This window comes from Streptomyces sp. NPDC048825 (assembly GCF_043198355.1).
Taxonomy (GTDB): Bacteria; Actinomycetota; Actinomycetes; order Streptomycetales; family Streptomycetaceae; genus Streptomyces; species Streptomyces xiangluensis.
In genome coordinates, this window is record NZ_JBICUR010000013.1 from 202,832 (window position 1) to 221,032 (window position 18,201).

Annotated in this window: 9 protein-coding genes; 8 read left to right on the forward strand and 1 reads right to left on the reverse strand. The window is 69.0% G+C overall.

From position 1 onward, the window contains the following. Positions 1-2: 2 nt before the first annotated feature. A complete protein-coding gene (locus tag ACGFNK_RS29565; RefSeq protein ID WP_393420727.1) occupies positions 3-1,253 on the reverse strand; it encodes an extracellular solute-binding protein in 1,251 nt (416 codons plus the stop codon). Positions 1,254-1,418: 165 nt separating this feature from the next. Here ACGFNK_RS29565 and ACGFNK_RS29570 point away from each other — a divergent pair, with 165 nt between their 5' ends. From ACGFNK_RS29570 to ACGFNK_RS29605, 8 genes are all read left to right on the forward strand, one after another. Beyond that, entirely contained in the window at positions 1,419-2,318 is a 900-nt protein-coding gene (locus tag ACGFNK_RS29570; RefSeq protein WP_386347402.1) for an SIS domain-containing protein, read from the forward strand. 315 nt (positions 2,319-2,633) lie between these two features. Next, positions 2,634-5,669 (forward strand): TIM-barrel domain-containing protein, encoded by a 3,036-nt coding sequence (locus tag ACGFNK_RS29575; protein WP_393420729.1) that lies wholly within the window; start codon positions 2,634-2,636, stop codon positions 5,667-5,669. Between the two features lie 130 nt (positions 5,670-5,799). Then, a complete protein-coding gene (locus ACGFNK_RS29580) occupies positions 5,800-7,671 on the forward strand; it encodes a glycoside hydrolase domain-containing protein (RefSeq protein WP_393420731.1) in 1,872 nt (623 codons plus the stop codon). 44 nt (positions 7,672-7,715) lie between these two features. Then, a complete protein-coding gene (locus ACGFNK_RS29585; RefSeq protein WP_393420733.1) occupies positions 7,716-11,336 on the forward strand; it encodes a beta-galactosidase in 3,621 nt (1,206 codons plus the stop codon). Next, positions 11,336-13,345 (forward strand): glycoside hydrolase family 31 protein, encoded by a 2,010-nt coding sequence (locus tag ACGFNK_RS29590; protein WP_393420735.1) that lies wholly within the window; start codon positions 11,336-11,338, stop codon positions 13,343-13,345. The genes ACGFNK_RS29585 and ACGFNK_RS29590 overlap by 1 nt, the downstream gene beginning before the upstream one ends. A gap of 8 nt (positions 13,346-13,353) precedes the next feature. Beyond that, on the forward strand, positions 13,354-14,574 hold the full coding sequence (locus ACGFNK_RS29595; protein ID WP_393420737.1) for an SGNH/GDSL hydrolase family protein: 1,221 nt from the start codon (positions 13,354-13,356) through the stop codon (positions 14,572-14,574). A gap of 9 nt (positions 14,575-14,583) precedes the next feature. Then, a complete protein-coding gene (locus ACGFNK_RS29600; protein WP_393420739.1) occupies positions 14,584-16,737 on the forward strand; it encodes a GDSL-type esterase/lipase family protein in 2,154 nt (717 codons plus the stop codon). A 12-nt stretch (positions 16,738-16,749) separates the two neighbouring features. Further along, positions 16,750-18,198, forward strand: a complete 1,449-nt coding sequence (locus tag ACGFNK_RS29605; protein WP_393420741.1) for an alpha-L-fucosidase — start codon at positions 16,750-16,752, stop codon at positions 18,196-18,198. Positions 18,199-18,201: the final 3 nt, after the last annotated feature.

Here is an 18,201-nt window from a genome sequence, read left to right on the forward strand (position 1 = left end):
CGTCAGCCGTCCTTCTCAGCGGTCTTCTGGATTTCACTGAGGACCTTTTCGGGCTCGGCACTCGATACGCCGGTACCGATGCGCTGCTTCACGGCGCCCTCGACGGTCGCCCAGTTCGGGTTGTCGGTGGGTGCGAACCGCGCGTCCGACAGCGCGTCGACGAACGGTTTGTAGTAGGCGGAGTCCGAACTCAGCGCATCACCGGCCGACTTGGTGACCGAGAGGAACCCCTCGGTGGACAGGAACTTCGAGGCGTTCTTCTTCTGGTAGAAGAAGTCGAGGAACTTGTTGACGGCCTCGCGGTTCTTGTCCTCGTCCTTCTTGAAGGCCACCAGATAGTCCTGGACGCCGAGCGTGTTGTGCGTCGTACCGTCCTTGCTGGGCAGGGGCGCGACGCCGTAGTTCAGGTTCTTGTCGACCGTGTCGATGAAGCCCTTGCGCATGAAGACGGCGCCGTTGATCATGCCGATCTTCCCCTGGGCGAACTGGTTGAAGACGTCCTTGCGGTTGGTGGCCTCGGGGTTGGGCTGGGTCAGCCCGGCCTTGGTGAGCTTCCGCAGGAAGTCCAGCGTCTCCACGTTGGCCCGCTGGTCGACGGCCCACTGTCCCGACTTGTCGGTCCAGCCGCCGCCGTTGTTCATCGCCCAGATGTAGAACTCGGCCTGGGCCTCCTCCGCGCCGAGCGGCAGGCCCAGCGGGATGTCCCCGGCCTTCTTCACCTTCTCGGCGGCGTCCTCGACCTCGGCCCAGCTTGACGGCGGCTTGGAGATCCCGGCCTTGTCGAAGATGTCCTTGTTGTAGAAGAAGAGCCGCGCGCTGGAGATGAACGGCAGGCCGTACTGGACGCCTTCGTACTGCGCCTGGTCGGCGAAGAGCGGCAGGAAGTCGTCGAGCACCCTGGGCGACACGACGTCCTTGGCCTGGTAGATCAGGTCGTCGCGCGCGAAGTCGGAGAACTTGTTGTAGTTGAGGACGTCGGGCTGCTGCCCGGTCTGGGTGTACGTCTTGACCTTGGAGTCGATCTGCTCCCAGTCGACGACCTCCAACTCGACCTGGTAGCCGGGGTTCTCGGCCTCGAAGTCCTTGATGAGGTTCTCCCAGTAGGGCTGGGTGTCATCGTCGTACTTCGCGGCCACGAATCTGATCGTCTTTCCGTCGGCGTCGCCGCCGCCGGACGAACCTCCCTTGCCGCATCCGGTGAGGACCAGGGCGAGGGCCACACCTGCTGCGATACCTACGAGGTGCCGTTTCACGGGGTACCCACCTTCACTGCAACCAAGTGATTGTTTCTGCTTGGAAGTGGCTAAGATCAAGCATCAACGTCCATCATGCCCAACAAATCGCGCATGATGTCAAGGGCTGACGGTTACCACTCGGTTGTGCCGCGGCCCCATGAGCACTGAGACGGGAGCCCCTTCATGAGTCGGACCGAGATCGAGATCGCCACCCAGCCCGAGTGCTGGCGCCGCGCCACCGAACTGGCACGGCGGCCGGACGACCCCGCGTACGCGGCCATGCCCAGGCCCGGTGAGCGGGTCGCCGTCGTGGGCTGCGGCACCTCCTGGTTCATGGCCCACGCCTATGCGGTGCTCCGGGAATCCGGGGGCCACGGGGAGACGGACGCCTTTCCGGCCTCCGAGATGCCGGCCGGCCGGGCCTACGACCGGGTGGTCGCGCTGACCCGGTCCGGCACCACCTCTGAGGTGCTGGAACTGCTCGGCCGGCTCCGCGGCCGGACGCCCACCGTCGCGGTCACCGCGGACCCGGCGACCCCGGTCATGGACATCGCCGACGCAGCCGTCGTGCTCGACTTCGCCGACGAGACGTCGGTGGTGCAGACCCGGTTCGCCACCACCGAACTGGTGCTGTTGCGCGCCCTGCTCGGTGAGGACCTCGGCCATCTGGAGGCGCAGGCCGCCTCGGCGCTGGTCGAGCCACTGCCCGAAGAGCTCCTGGGCGCCGAGCAGTTCACCTTCCTCGGGCGGGGCTGGGCGTACGGGATCGCCCAGGAAGCGGCCCTGAAGATGCGCGAGGCGGCGGGCGCATGGACGGAGGCGTACCCGGTGATGGAGTACCGGCACGGGCCGATCAGCATCACCGGACCGGGCAGGGTGGCCTGGTGGTTCGGCGATCCGGCGGCCGTTCCCGGCGGCCTGCCGGAGGAAATCGCGCGCACCGGCGGCCAGTTGGTCGCCCTCGGGCGTGACCCGGTGGCCGACCTCATCGTGGTGCAACGGCTGGCCGCGGCCCTCGGCGGGGCGCGCGGGCTCGACCCGGACAACCCCCGCCATCTGACCCGCTCGGTGATCCTGGCCTGACCCCGGCCGGGCCTCGGCAGCCCTTGGCCGCCGCCGTCGGCCACCAAACCCGCGTACAGGAATCGGAACCGCCCGAATCGGGCGCGGTTCACATGGAATTTACAGCCGATTTCCCAGGGTCCGCGGCCTCCCGAGGCAGGGCGCGGACCCGGGAAACAAACCGTCACCAGGGCCGACAGTGGCCAGTGGTGCTGCTGATAAATCATGGAGGTGAGTGTTGACAGCTGACGTTTATCGCCAGAACATGAACAGAAATACGCATGATCTTGCAGTGCTGCTCCATCACGCCATGCCCCGCCCCGCAGGAGGACGTGAGTGCGCACCCAACCGCTCAGACCGCGCAGCCTCGGCACACTTGTGGCCGCCGCGCTGGCCCTGACGCTCATCCCGCCCGTCGCCGAACCCCTCACCACACCGGCCCGGGCAGACACCGCAGCCCGGGCAGAGGCCGCAGCTCAGCCGAAGGTGACCGAGAGCGCGGACGGCCTCACCCTGTCCGTGCCGGGCGCCGGAAAGGCGCCCGGCTACACCGTCGACATCGCCACCGACGAACTCGCCCTCACCACCGAACGCGCCGGAAAAACCGTGCTCGGCACCGCGGGCGGCGACACCGGAGGACTCCGGTTCCGCTCCGACGACAAGTGGCAGCACGCCACCGCGGTCACCGACTGGACTTGGCGGAGCGGCGTCCTCACCCTCACCACCGACACCACCCTCGACGGCGCCACCATCGAGGCCCGGCTCACACCCGAAGCCGACCGCTACGACCTGAGCTGGGACGTCGAGGGCGGCAGCCCCGACCAACTGGGCCTCGCCTACGACCTGTCGTCGGCCGGCCACTGGTATGGCCACGGCGAGGCGGAGACCCCGCAGGGCGGCCCCGGTGTCAACCAGCCGTGGCCGCTCGATGCCGGCGAGGTCGACCACAAGGCCTTCGGCCCGGCGTCGTACAACATGATCGACCCGTTCTGGTACACCTCCACGGCGGCCGGCCTTCGCGTCGACACCGGGGATGTCATGGACGTGGCAATCAACAAGGGCAAGGACGGCCTCGGCCGCTTCACGGTCGAGTCATCGGACACCTACAAGGCCACCGTGTTCGTCGAGTCGACCCCGCTGGAGGTCTACCGCGACTACGTCGGCATCGTCGGCAAGCCGACCAAGAGCGACGCCCCGTACGAGCAGTACGCCAAGCCGCTGTGGAATTCCTGGGCGCAGTTCTACACCAAGATCGACCAGGAGAAACTGCTCGACTACGCCACCGACCTCTCCGACAACGGTCTGGACGGGCACACCATCCAGCTCGACGACAAGTGGGAGTCGAACTACGGCAATCTGACCTGGGATCCCAAGACCTTCCCTGATCCCAAGGGCCTGTCCGACAAGATCCACGACATGGGGTTCGACTTCGGTATCTGGGTCACCCTGTGGATCAACCTGGACTCCGACAACTACCAGTACGCGGTCGACAAGGGCTATCTGCTCATGGACGCCAAGGACACGAGCAAGCCGTGTGAAGTGACCTGGTGGAACGGCCAGGCCGGGATCATCGACCTGGCGAACCCCGACGCCAAGGCCTGGTACGAGGGCAACCTCAAGACCCTGATGGACAAGTACGACATCGACGGGCTGAAGTTCGACACCCGCTTCTTCGACGAGAAGTGCGCACCGCGCGAGGGACACCAGGCCACGGACTACCAGAAGCTCGGCACGGAACTCGCCGACGAGTTCGACCTCCAGGGCGCGGGCATCCGGGTGCACTGGAACAAGACGGCCCATGAGGCGGGCTTCGTCACCCGCCAGGTCGACAAGGGCACCGGCTGGGACTCCCTGCGCGCCTCCGCCACGCAGAACCTGGCCATCTCCACCATCGGCTACCCGTTCGTCGAGTCCGACATGATCGGCGGCTCCGGCGGCCAGCCGGCACCGACGAAGGACGTACTGGTGCGGTGGGCGCAATCCGCCTCGCTGATGCCGCTGATGTACGCCTCGACATCCCCGGTGGACACCAACGACACCACCACCGGGCAGAAGGTGGACTACGACCAGGAGACGGTCGACCTCTACCGGGAGGCGATCGAGACCCACGAGAAGCTCGCCCCCTACATCTGGGACCAGGTGCAGAGCACCCTGAAGACCGGCGATCCGATCATGCGGCCCTTGTTCTTCGACTTCCCGAAGGACAAGCCGAGTTACACGGTCACCGACCAGTGGATGCTCGGTCCGGCCGTGCTGGCCGCGCCCAAGCTGAGCACCGGCTCCACCCGGAGCGTCTACCTGCCCTCCGGCACCTGGTACGACGTGAACCAGGGCACCGTGATCCGCGGTCCCAAGACCCTCAAGGGGTACGCGGCGCCGCTCGGCGTCACCCCGGCCTTCGTCAACCTCAAGGCCCAGGGTGCCGCCAAGGCCGTCAAGGCGCTCAAGCGCGACGACGCACCGGCGGCCTCCGTCCTGATCACCCCGGACGCCCCCTCCACCGACGCCGGTAAGCCGTTCGAGGTGACCACCGAGGTGACCAACTGGGGCACCCGGACCCTCAAGAACGCCACGGCGGCACTGGACCTGCCCGACGGCTGGACCGCCAAGGCGGCCGGTCCGACCACCGCGCAGTCCCTCAAGAACGGAGCCACACTCACCACCACCTGGACGGTGACCCCGGCCGACGACGCCCGATGGGGCAGTCACGACCTCACCGGCACCGTCACCTACACCGGTCAAAACGGCTCGCAGAAGGTGTCCGACACCGTGCCGGCGCAGGTGAAGGCCGCCCCGGGCAGCGTGCAGGAGCCGTACCTGACGGCTGACACGACCTCCGGGGGCGCCCAATACGCCCAGGGCGGCGACCAGTTCGCCATCTGGGCCGGCGGCCAGGATCTGTCCGGCTGGAAGGACGAGAAGGGCGTCATCTACCGCGACGACGCCGCCGGGGAGAAGGCCACCGTGCAGGCCCAGTTGGTCTCCCAGGACAGCGCCTCACCGGTCGGCAAGGCCGGCGTCGCCCTTGCCAACGACCTGACGGCGCCGGAAAAGGGCGGTTACGCGGTGCTGGTCATGACCGAGAGTTACGGCCTCGAGTTCATGACCGACAGCGACGGCGACGGGAAGCTCGACACCTGGGCGGGCGGTGGCTCCACCTACCACCCGGCCCATCTCAAGCTGACCCGGGACGGCGCCACCTACACCGCGTACGCCAGCAAGGACGGCGAGACCTGGTCGCAGGTCGGCACCGCCCAGGTGCCGTCGGCCACCGGCACCGGTGACGCCGGGATGGTCGCCAGCGCGGCCAACGCCAACTACCCCGGCGAGAACATCGAAGCCGTCTTCAGCGGATTCTCCGTCACCTCCTGATCCCCAGGCGCCAGTTGCACCACTGGCATCACTGGCGTCCCCAAACCCGCTTCCCGGCAGGCCTCCCACTCCCGTGGGGGCCTGCCGGGGACCAGTCCCTGCACGTCCATGAGAGAGGGAACCCACCCCCATGGCACGTACGTCCTCAGCTGTCGCCGGCTTCGTCGCGGGCGTCGTCGTGGCCGCGAGCACCACCGCGATCGCCGTCACCGGCACGGCGACCACCGGCCCCGACCTCAATTCCAAGGCCACCACCACTTGGCTGACCGTCAAGGTCGCCGACGCCATGGGCACCAGGGACACCATCACCTGGGTTCCCACCGGCTCCTTCGCCGGCTCCGCGGAGGAACGTGTCCCGCGCTACCCGATGACCGCCATCAAGGGCAAGGACACCAAGGAGCTGAAGCTCTCCGCCGTGCGCAACGAGCAGGTCTCGGCGCAGTTGGCGATCGCCTCCGGCAAGAACCTGGACAACGTCAAGGCCGTGGTCGGCGACCTCACCGGGCCCGGCGGTGCGAAGCTCTCCGGCGACGACACGCAGGTCCGGTTCGTCAAGTACGTGCCCGTGCAGCGCTCCAAGAGCGAGGTGGACTGGTCCGCCACCATCGACCAGGTCAGCTCCGGCAAGGAGGTCTCCGGCGACCGCAACCCCGATGTGGTCGGCGACGCGCTCGAGGAGCGGTCCTCTGTGGACGTGCCCGCGTACGCGGCGCAGCCGCTGTGGTTCACCTTCCAGATCCCCGAGAAGGCCAGGCCCGGCACCTACACCGGCACGGTGAAGGTCGACGCCGACGGCCGTACCCAGGCCAGCTACCCGCTGACGATCGAGGTCGCGGACGCGAGCGTGCCCGACCCGGGGGACTACGACTTCTTCCTCGACGTATGGGCGCAGCCGGAGACGATCGCCAAGAACCACGGCGTCAAACTCTGGTCCGACCAGCACTGGAAGCTGATCGAGAAGTACAACCGCGATCTGGCGTCGCGCGGCCAGAAGGTCATCAACACCACCATCGTCGACAACCCGTGGCACCACCAGTGGTCGCTCGGCACCCGGGAGTCGCAGACGGCCACGCCGTACACCAGCATGGTGGGCTGGACGTGGGACGGTGACGAGTTCGCCTTCGACTTCTCCCGCTGGGACAAGTACGTCCAGACGGCGAGACGGGCCGGGCTCGGCCCTGACATCGGTGCCTTCTCCATGCTGGCGTTCCAGGACCAGGAGCACCTCACCTACACCGACACCCGCACCGGCAAGACCGTCTACGAGAACGTGGATCTGGGCGGGGAGCGCTGGCGGGAGGCGTGGGGAGCGTACCTGCCCGCCTTCGAGGCCCATCTGAAGAAGAAGGGCTGGCTGGAGGACACGTGGCTGTCCTTCGACGAGCGGCCCATCGACACCATGACGGTCGTCAAGGACTTCGTCCACGAGGTCGCGCCGGTCTTCGACGACCGTATCTCCGTGGCCGGGTCGATCAGCACGGAGGGCGTCGCATCCAACCTGTCCGTCGACTGGGGCGGCATCGACGCGATGACGAAGGAGAAGGTCGCGGAGCGGCGTAAGGCCGGCAAGACCACGACCTTCTACGTGTACGGCGCGCCGGCCCACCCCAACACGCTGTCGTTCTCGCCCGCCGTCGAGTCGCGGATGCTGCCGTGGATCTCCGCCCAGCGGAATCTGGACGGTTTCCTGCGCTGGTCGTACAACAGCTGGACCAGCGACCCCTTCAAGCAGCCGGTGCACGTCTTCACTCAGGGCGACGAGTACCTGGTCTACCCGGGCAAGGACGGCCCGATGTCCAGCATTCGCTGGGAGCAGCTGAAGGAGGGCATCGAGGACTACGAACTCATCGCCCAGCTGCGGAAGAAGGAGGGCGGCGGCACCGACAGCGACGCGCTGACCGAGGCCCTCACCACCGCGACGCGGGACCTCGACGGCCGGACGAAGGACGTCAGCGACATGGAGACCGCGCGGGCGGCCGTTGTGAAGGGGCTGACGACATGAGGGGTAAGTGGAGATCTCTGGTGCTCGCCGGAGCCCTGTCTGTCATGCCCCTGACCAGCACGGGGATCGCGACACCGGCCCAGGCGCAGCCGCAGGCCGAGGCCAAGGCGCCGCACACGGTCACCTACGACCAGTACTCCGTGCGGGTCGACGGCAAACCCCTCTACGTCTGGGGCGCCGAGTTCCACTACTTCCGGCTGCCCAGCCCCGACGCGTGGCGCGATGTACTGCAGAAGATCAAGGCGGGCGGATTCAACGCCGTCTCGCTCTACTTCGACTGGGGCTACCACTCGGCCAAGCCGGGCTCGTACGACTTCACCGGCACCCGTGACGTGGAGCGGCTGCTGGACGAGGCCGAGCGCGCGGGCCTGTACGTGATCGCCCGGCCGGGCCCGTACATCAACGCGGAGGTCTCCGGCGGCGGCATGCCCGCATGGCGGAAGACGCAGGCCGGCGTGAACCGCACCTCCGAGCCGGAGTACATGAAGGCGGCCCGGGAGTGGATGAGCCGGATCAACCCGATCATCGCGCGGCACCAGCTCACGCGCGGCACAGGCAACGTGATCCTCTATCAGGTCGAGAACGAGTACCAGGGCGGTCGTCAGGACGCCGACTACATGCAGACCCTCATCGACTGGGCGAAGGAAGACGGCATCGACGTGCCCACCTTCGTCAACGACGGCGGTGCCAACAAGAACTGGGTCAGCGGCAAGGGTGCCCCGGACATCTACGGCTTCGACGCCTACCCGCAGGGCTTCGACTGCAAGGACCCCGACACCTGGAAGAACCTGCCCGACTACTCGTACGTCAATGAGTGGAAGCCCGAGTCCCCGTTGATCATCCCGGAGGCTCAGGGCGGCGCCTTCGACCCCTGGGGCGGCACCGGATACCAGGACTGCGCGAAGCTCACCGGCACCGACTTCACCCGGGTGTTCAGCAAGATGAACATCGCCGCCGGGGTGAGCGGTCAGTCCTTCTACATGACGTACGGCGGTACCAACTGGGGCTGGCTCGCCGACCCCAACGCGGTCTACACGTCGTACGACTACGGGGCACCGATCAACGAGTCCCGCCAACTGACGGAGAAATACCAGGAGTTCAAGCGCCTCGGATACATGGTCAACTCCGTCACCCCGCTGGCGCGCACCGACAAGGCCGAGAGCCCCGTCCCGTCCGACGACGCCCTGCGCATCGACCGGCGCGTCAACCCCGACGACGGCACCCAGTTCTTCACCGTCCGGCACGCCGACACCCGCGTGAAGGACAAGGACGAGACGACTCTGTCGCTGAAAGGCGCGGACGGCGACTACCCGCGCGTACCGCAGCAGGGCACGATCACCGTCGACGGCCGGGACGCCAAACTCCTCGTCGCCGGCTACGACTTGAGCGAGAGCCAGCGGCTCGTCTACTCCACCTCGGAGATCATGACGCACGCCCGGATCGGTGACCGGGACGTGGCGCTGCTGTACGGGCGTGAGGGCGAGGCCGGCGAGACCGTGCTGCGGTATGCAGAGCGGCCCGAGGTCACCGTCCTCGACGGCGATGTCACCACCACCTGGGACGCCGAACGTGGCGATCTGCGGCTGAACTACACGCACAAGGGCATGGCCCGGGTTTTGGTGAACGGCCTGGAACTGCTCATCGCCGACACCGCCGAGACGGCCCACTGGTGGCGGCAGAACACGGCCGCGGGCCCGGTCCTCGTACGCGGCCCGTCCCTCGTCCGCACGGCCGAACTGGCGAGCTCCACCCTGAAGTTGACCGGTGACTCCACCAAGGCCGCGAAGATCGAGGTCATCGCGGACGCCAAGAAGGCCAAGAAGATGACCTGGAACGGCCGCACGGTCGCCGTCACCCAGGCACCGCGCCCGGTCGAGCTGCCTGAGCTGACAACGTGGAAGTACAAGGAGGGGGCACCGGAGTCCGCCCCGGACTTCGACGACTCCACCTGGACCACCGCCGACCACCTCACCGCCAAGAACCCCGATCTGGACGGGTCGCTGCCGGTCCTTGCGATGGACGAGTACGGCTACCACCACGGCAACGTCTGGTACCGCGGCCGGTTCAGGACCACTGGCCGGGCGACCGCGCTTGCGCTGAACGCCAACACCGGCCCGACCGGCCAGTACGCGGTCTGGCTCAACGGCAGCTACCTCGGCAGTTCCGGCGACGGCGCGCACACCTTCGACATCCCGGCGGGCACGCTGAAGGCCGGCGGAGACAGCGCAGACAACGTGCTCTCCGTCCTCGTCGAGAACGCGGGCCACAACGAGGAATGGGGCCACGACTACTCCAAGGAGCCGCGCGGCCTGCTCGGCGCCGAGGTTGTCGGCGGGGCCTCCACCCTCACCTGGAAGATCCAGGGCAGCCGGGGCGGCGAGGACCCGGTCGACACCGCCCGGGGCCCGTACAACAACGGCGGGCTTTACGGGGAGCGGGCCGGCTGGTCGCTGCCGGGCTTCCCCGACGGCGGCTGGAAGCGCACCACCCTCTCCGAGCAGACCGGGAAGACCGGGCCCGGCGTGCGCTGGTACCGCACCTCCGCCAGGCTCGACCTGCCGCAGGGCCAGGACAACGCGATCGCACTCGATCTCGCCGAAGCCGAGGGCGGCAGCACCGGCTACCGTGCCCAGATCTTCGTCAACGGCTGGCTGATCGGCCGCTATCTGCCGGACACCGGACCCCAGACACGGTTCGTCATCCCCAAGGGCATCCTGCGCGAGCAGGGCGACAACTCCATCGCCCTGGCCGTCTGGTCCACCGAGGCTGACGCGGGCCCGGGTTCGGCGAAGCTCGTGGACCTCGGAGCCTCCGCCGGCGGTATCGACGTACGCCCCGTCGCCGCGCCCTCGTACAACGCGAAGACGTATGCCATGCCGGACTCGGGCGCTCACGTCACCGTCGACGCCGAGCCGTTCCTGAGCACCGGCACCGCCGCCGAGGTCCCCGTCACCCTGAGCGTGCCGAAGGACGCGCCGACCGCCCGGAACGTCAAGCTGGCGCTGAAGGCCCCGGACGGCTGGACCGCGACCACCGACGACACCACACGCTTCGACCGGGTGCGGCCCGGCGACACGGTGACCGCGACCTACACCGTGACCCCGCCCGGCGACCCGGTCCACTACGCCGTCCTGTCCGCGACCGCCACGCTCACACAGCCCGGCCGTCCGGGCACCGTCACGGGTGTGCGGGCCGTGCAGGTGCCTCCGCCGGGGCTGTCCGCCGACGCTTATGTCAGCGACCTGACCCTGGTCAAGGCGGTCAACGGCTGGGGCCCGGTGGAGAAGGACGCCTCCAACGGCGAGTCCGCGGCGGGCGACGGGCGGACGCTCTCGGTCGGCGGCACCTCGTACGACAGGGGTCTCGGCGTGCACGCGAACAGCCAGGTCCGGGTCTATGTCGGCGGCGGCTGCACCCGGTTCACCGCGACCGCCGGGGTGGACGACGAGGTCGGCGACAACGGCAGCGTCTCCTTCGAGGTGATCGCCGACGGCCGCACCCTTGCCACCACCCCGGTGCTGTACGGCTCCGACGGCGGCGCCGCGATCGACGTGGACGTGACCGGCGCCCGCTGGCTGGACCTGCTGGTCGACGGCGACGGCGATGTGTCCACGGACCACGCGGACTGGGCCGACGCCAAGCTGACGTGCCGCGGCGGTGCCTGATGCCCGTGCTGAGACCGACCTTCCGACACGGCGCGGCGGCGCTGCTCCTGGCCGCCCCGCTGCTCGGCACGGCGGCCCCGGCGACCGCCGCCGAAACCGGGCCGATCACCTTGGCGACACCGCGCTACGAACTGCGCGTCGCGACCGGCCGGTTGGCCCTCACCACGGTACGGGCGGGCCGGACCGTGCTGGCCACCGCGCCTGCGGCGTTCCGGTTCCGGATCGGCGCCGACTGGCACCTCGTCCGGGAGGTCACCGGCAGTACCCGTGACGGCAACACCCTGGGCGTCACCGCCGCCACCGACCTGCCGGGCGTCACCGTGGATCTGCTGATCACCCTGCGCTCCGACCGGTACGACATGAAGTGGTCCCTGTCGGGCGCCCGGGCCGACGCGCTCAGCACGGCGTACGACCTGAGCAGCGCCGGGCACTGGTACGGCCACGGCGAGAACAGCGACCAGACAGTCCAGCCATGGCCGCTGGACTCCGGGCAGCTGGTGGACACCGGGTTCAGTCCGGCGTCGTACCAGGTGGTCGCCCCCTTCTGGTACACCTCCAGCGCCACCGGGCTGAGGGCGGACACGAACGACCCGATGGACGTGCGGATCAACTCCGGTGGCAACGGGCTCGGCGAGTTCACCGTCACCGGCGAACGGCCCTCCGCCTCCACGGTGTTCGTCGAGGACACCCCCGCCCAGGTGTACCGCGACCACATCGCGCTGGTCGGCAAGCCCGAGCGCTCCGACACCTCCTACGAGCAGTACGCCACCCCGCTGTGGAACTCCTGGGCCCAGCTCTACGGCGAGCAGAACCAGGAGAACGTCCTCACCTGGGCCCGTTCGCTGGCCGGCGCCGGGCTCGGCGGACACGCGGTGCAGGTCGAGGAGAGCGTGATCGCCGCCGACTTCGGCGAACGCTTCCCCGATCTGCCCGCCCTGTCCGAGCAACTCGGCCGCCTCGGCTTCGACCTCGGCATGTGGACGGGCCTGTACATGCCCGAGACCGCCGCCAACTTCTCCGAAGCCGTCGGCAACGGGTATCTGCTGAAGGATCCGTCCGACCCGTCCAAGCCGTGCCTCTTCACCTGGTGGAACGGCCGGCAGACCGGCCTGATCGACCTGGCGAACCCCGCCGCCCGGCAGTGGTACACCGACGATCTCAAGGCGCAGACAAGCGAGTTGGGGGTTTCCGGGTTCAAGTTCGACACCGCCTTCTTCGACGACCGGTGCGCCCCCTATCCCGGGGCCACCCGCGCCGACTACGTCAAGTACGGAACCGAGCTGGCCGACGAGTTCGACCAGCAGGGCGCCGGGCTGCGGGTCGCGTGGAACGCCGCGCAGGACAAGGGCTTCGCCACCCGCACGGCCGACAAGCCGACCACTTTCGCGGGGCTCCGCGCCGCGGTCTCGGCCAACCTGGCGGTTTCCACGATCGGTTACCCGTTCGTCGAGACCGACATGATCGGCGGCTCGCTCAGCTATCCGCCGCCCACCAAGGAGGTCCTGGCCCGCTGGGCGCAGGCGGCGTCCCTGATGCCGCTGATGTACGCCTCGACCTCGCCCACCGGCGTACGGGACGCGACGACCGGCGAGTGGGTCGGCTACGACCGGGAGACGGTCGAGCTCTACCGGTCGGCCATCGCGACGCACGAGCGGCTGGCCCCGTACATCTGGGACCAGGTGCAGCAGACGCTGAAGACCGGTGATCCGATCATGCGGCCGCTGTTCTTCGACTCCCCGATGGACGCGGCGAGTTACACGGTCACCGACGAGTGGATGCTCGGCCCGGCCGTGCTCGCCGCGCCCAAGCTCGACGAAGGGACCACCCGGGACGTCTTCCTGCCGTCCGGGACGTGGCGCGACGTCACCGACGGAAAGGTCGTCCGCGGTCCCGTGACGCTCAAGGGGTACGCGGCCCCGCTCGGGGTGACCCCGGCGTTCGTGAACCTCAAGGCCAAGGGCGCCACCAAGGCGTACCAGGCGCTCGCCCGCACCGGCGCGGAACGGTAGGGGGCGGGATGCGTTCCATAGGGCGCGGGCTCGCGGCGTTGACGCTGGTGGTCGTGGCTGTCCTGGCGGGGCCGGCGGCGTCGGCCGGGGCAGGACAGCAGGTTGGTCAGCGCGGCTGGACGGGGACGTGGGCCACGGCACCGAGCGAGCACTTCGAGGTCTCGGGCATGTCCGAGGTGACGGTACGGATGCCGGTGCGCACCAGCGTCGGCGGTTCATCCGTACGGATTCGGCTGACCAACGCCTACGCCACCGACCCCGTGACGATCGGGCACGCGACCGTGGGCCTGCGCGACGGCGGTTCCGCCGTGGCGCGCCCGTACGACCTGCGGTTCGGCGGGAAGCGTGAGGTGACCGTCCCGGCGGGTGGCGAGGCGGTCAGCGATCCCCTGCGCCTCTCCGTACCGGCCCTTGCCGACCTGGTGGTCAGTCTCCATCTGCCCGGCGAGGTCACGCACATCACCGATCACTGGTGGGCGCAGCAGACCGTGTACTGGACGGACTACGGGGCGGGCGACCACGCGGCCGACACCGCCGGTGACGCCTTCACCTGGACCACCACCAGCTGGCCGTTCCTCAGCGGCGTCGATGTGACCGCGCCGAAGACCGGATCGGTGGTGGCGCTCGGCGACTCGATCACCGACGGTTCCTTCTCGACGCCCGACACCAACCAGCGCTGGCCCGACCTGCTGTCCGCCCGCCTCAACGCCTGCCGGCCCGGCGCCGGGGTGCTCAACGCGGGCATCACCAGCAACCGGATCACCGCCGGGACCGCGACCAACCCCTCGGCCCTGGACCGCCTCGAACGGGACGTGCTCTCCCAGCCGGGGGCCAGGACCCTGATCCTCTTCGAGGGCATCAACGATCTCGGCGGGGCTAGTGCCGAGCAGATCATCGCCGGGATGACGGAGATCGCGGACCGGGCGCATCAGCGCGGGATGCGGGTCGTCGCCGCCACGATCACCCCGTACAAGGACTTCACCTGGGGCGGCTGGAGCGAGGAGACGGAGGCCCGGCGGCAGCAGGTCAACGCGTTCGTGCGGGACTCCGGCGGGGTCTTCGACGACTACGCCGACTTCGACAAGGCGGTACGGGACCCGGCGGATCCGCGGCGGCTCGGCGCGGCATACGACTCGGGCGACCATCTGCATCCCAACGACGCCGGGATGAAGGCTTTCGCCGACTCCATCGACCTCGCCGCGCTCGGGCTCAGCCGCGGCTGTTCCTGAGGAGGACCCGTGCTTGGACATCTACGTGGACACCTGCGTGAACGCCGAAGATTCGCAGCCCTGACCGCGGCCGTGGCGGCCGTCCTGGCGGCCCTGCTCCCGGCGACTCCGGCCGCGGCCGAGACCAAGCAGCCGGAGTGGACAGGGACTTGGGCGACCGCACAGCACGCCTCGTACGACCCGGGCACCTCGGAGGTGACCGTACGGATACCGGTGCGGGTGAGCGCCGGCGGGTCGAGCGTACGCATCCGCCTGACCAACGCCTTCACCACCGAGCCGGTGACGATCGGCCACGCGACCGTGGGGCGCGGTGACGGCGGCTCGGCCGTCGCGAAGCCGTACGAGCTGCGCTTCGGCGGCCGGGACGAGGTGACCATCGACGCCGGGGAGCAGGCGGTGAGCGATGCCGTCCGGTTCCCCGTGCCGGCCCGCGGCGACCTGGTCGTCAGCCTGTACTTCCCTGGCCGGCTCACTCACATCAGCCAGCACTGGATGGGCCTCCAGACCGTCTACTGGACGCCCGACGGCGGCGGCGACCACGCCTCGGACGCCGACGGGGACGCCTTCACCCGGACCGACTCCACCTTCCCGTTCCTGACCGGCGTCGACGTGCGGGGCGGTGACGCGGCGGGCGCCGTGGTGGCGCTCGGCGACTCCATCACCGACGGGGCGTCCTCCACGGCCAACGCCAACCGGCGCTGGCCCGACTATCTGGCGGGGAGGCTGTCGGCCTGCTCGTCCACCGCCGGGGTGCTGAACGAGGGCATCAGCGGCAACCGGATCACGGCCGGCGTCGACGGCAACCCGTCGGCGCTGGACCGGCTGGAACGCGACGTGCTGTCGCAGCCGGGTGCCCGGACGGTGATCCTCTTCGAGGGCGTCAACGACCTCAGCTGGGGCGGCGCCACCGGCGATCAGGTGATCGACGGCATGAAGGAGATCGCGCGGCGGGCCCACGCCCGCGGGATGCGCGTGATCGGCGCGACCGTCGTCCCGTATCGCGGCTGGGGCGACTGGTGGACCGAGGCCAAGGAGGCCGACCGGCAGAAGGTCAACGCGTTCGTACGCGACTCCGGCGGCGTCTTCGACGACTACGCCGACTTCGACAAGGCGGTACGGGATCCGGACGACCCCACCCGCTACGCCGCCGCGTTCGACTCCGGCGACCATCTGCACCCCAACGACACCGGGATGAAGGCGTTCGCCGACGCCGTCGACCTCACCACCCTCGGGGCGGCCGGCGACTGCCCGTCGGCCCGCGTCCGGCTCACCCCCTACCGGCCGAGCCTGGAGGCCGGCGGCGACGGAACGGAGATCACGTCGACCGTCACCAACACCGGTCCCACGAAGGTCACCCAGGTCAGCACCCGTCTCGATCTCCCCGACGGCTGGTCCGCCGAACCGGCCGGCAGCACGCGGATCCGCTCCCTCGCCCCGGGTGACAGCGCCACCCTCACCTGGACGGTGACCCCCGCCGCCGACGCCGTCTGGGGCACCCACGAGATCGGCGTACGCACGTCCTTCGTCCAGGACGGCCGCACACGGCACGACTCCGACAGCGTGGCCGCCACGGTGACCCCCACTCCCTCCGAGGTGCGGGCGCCGTACCTGACGACCGCCACCACCACCGAACAGCCCCAATACGCGCAGAACGGCGACCAGTTCGCGATCTGGGCGGGCGGCCAGGACCTGTCCGGCTGGAAGGACGAGAAGGCGGCGGTCTACCTCGCCGACGCCGCGCCGCCGTCCGGCACGGTGACCGCCCGGGTCGCCGGTCAGACCGGCAGCGGCCCGTCCGCCAAGGCGGGGATCGCCGTCGCCAACGACCTCACCGCACCGGAGGCGGGCGGCTACGCCGTGCTCACCATGTCCGCGCAGTTCGGCCTGGAGTTCCTGACCGACAGCGACGGCGACGGGAAGCTCGACACCTGGGCCGGCGGCGGCAGTTCGTACCACCCCGCCTGGCTGAAGCTCGTCCGCGACGGCTCCGCCTACACCGCGTACGCCAGCTCAGACGGCACCGCCTGGCAGCAGGTCGGCACCGCCACCGTGCCGTCCGCGAGCGGCACCGGGGACGCCGGGATGGTCGCGAGCGCCGTCAACCTCAACTACCCCGGCCAGACCACGACCGCACTCTTCGACTCCTTCTCCACCCACGAGTGAGAGGCACATTTCATGGCAGTCGACCGCAGGCACTTCATGACCACCGCGGCCGCTCTCGGCGGCGCGGTGCTGCTCGCCCCGCCCGGCACCGCCCAGGCGCTCGCGCAGGGCGCTGTGTCCGGGACCCCGGGCATTCCCGACTACCAGCCCACCAAGGCGTCCCTCGACACCCATCCCGTGCCGCGCTGGTACAAGGACGCCAAGTTCGGCATCTTCGTCCACTGGGGCATCTACTCGGTGATCGCCGGCGCGACGCCGAGAAGCGCCTCCGAGTGGTACCTCTGGTACCAGAGCACCAAGGACACCGCCGAGTGGAAGTACCACCGCGACACCTACGGCGAGGACGTCACCTACGACGACCTCATCCCGCAGTTCAAGGCCGAGAAGTACGATCCCGACGCCTGGGTGAAGCTGTTCGAGCAGGCGGGCGCCGAGTACTTCGCGCTGACCAGCAAGCACCATGACGGATTCGCCCTCTACCCCAGCAAGGTGACGGACCGTCACTCCGTGGCGTACGGCCCGAAGCGCGACCTCGTCGGTGAGCTGATGACCGCGGCCCGCAAGCGCGGCACCGTGCGGCCAGGCCTGTACTACTCGCTCGGCGAGTACTTCAACCCGGCGATCGGCCGGCCGATGCGCAACTTCTACACGGACAAGGAAATCCCGATGACCGGCTACAAGCCGGTCGAGGACTACATAGGCGACTACGAGCTCAAGCAGCTCTACGAGATCATCGACCGCTACGACCCGGAGCTGCTGTGGGCGGACGGACAGTGGTTCCGGCCCACCGGCAACCCGCCGTGGCGCAGCGAAGAACCCATGGCCCACTACTACAACCAGGCCAAGAACCGTAAGTATCCCAAGGGCGTGGTGATCAACGACCGGTTCGACACCCACTTCGACTTCGCGACGTACGAGCAGCGCACCAACCCCACGATGGATCCGCAGAAGTGGGAGTGCTGCATGACCATGGGCTACTCCTGGGGCTACAACAAGCACGAGCCGGACGAGGACTACAAGACCTCCGAGTTCCTGATCCAGCTGCTCGCCGACGTGGTCAGCAAGAACGGCAACCTGCTGCTCAACATCGGTCCCAGGCCGGACGGCACGATCCCCGAGATCATGCAGGAGCGGCTGCGGGACATCGGCGCCTGGCTGACGGTCAACGGCCCGGCGATCTACGGGTCGACGCCCTGGGTGCGGGCGGAGGAGGAGGGCAGCTCGCTCGGCATCCGCTACACCGTCTCGCCGGGCAAGTTCAACATCATCGTGCTGGGCGCGCCCACCGGCACCCTCTCGGTGCCCGGCGACATCCCCATCAGCGCCACTTCCCGGATCCGGCTGCTCGGCAAGAGCGGCAGTCTGCGGTGGACCCGCGGTGACGGAAAGATCAACATCACCGTCCCGTCCTCCCTGCCCAGCGATATCGCCAACGTCTTCACCGTCGACTGGGCCCGGTGACCG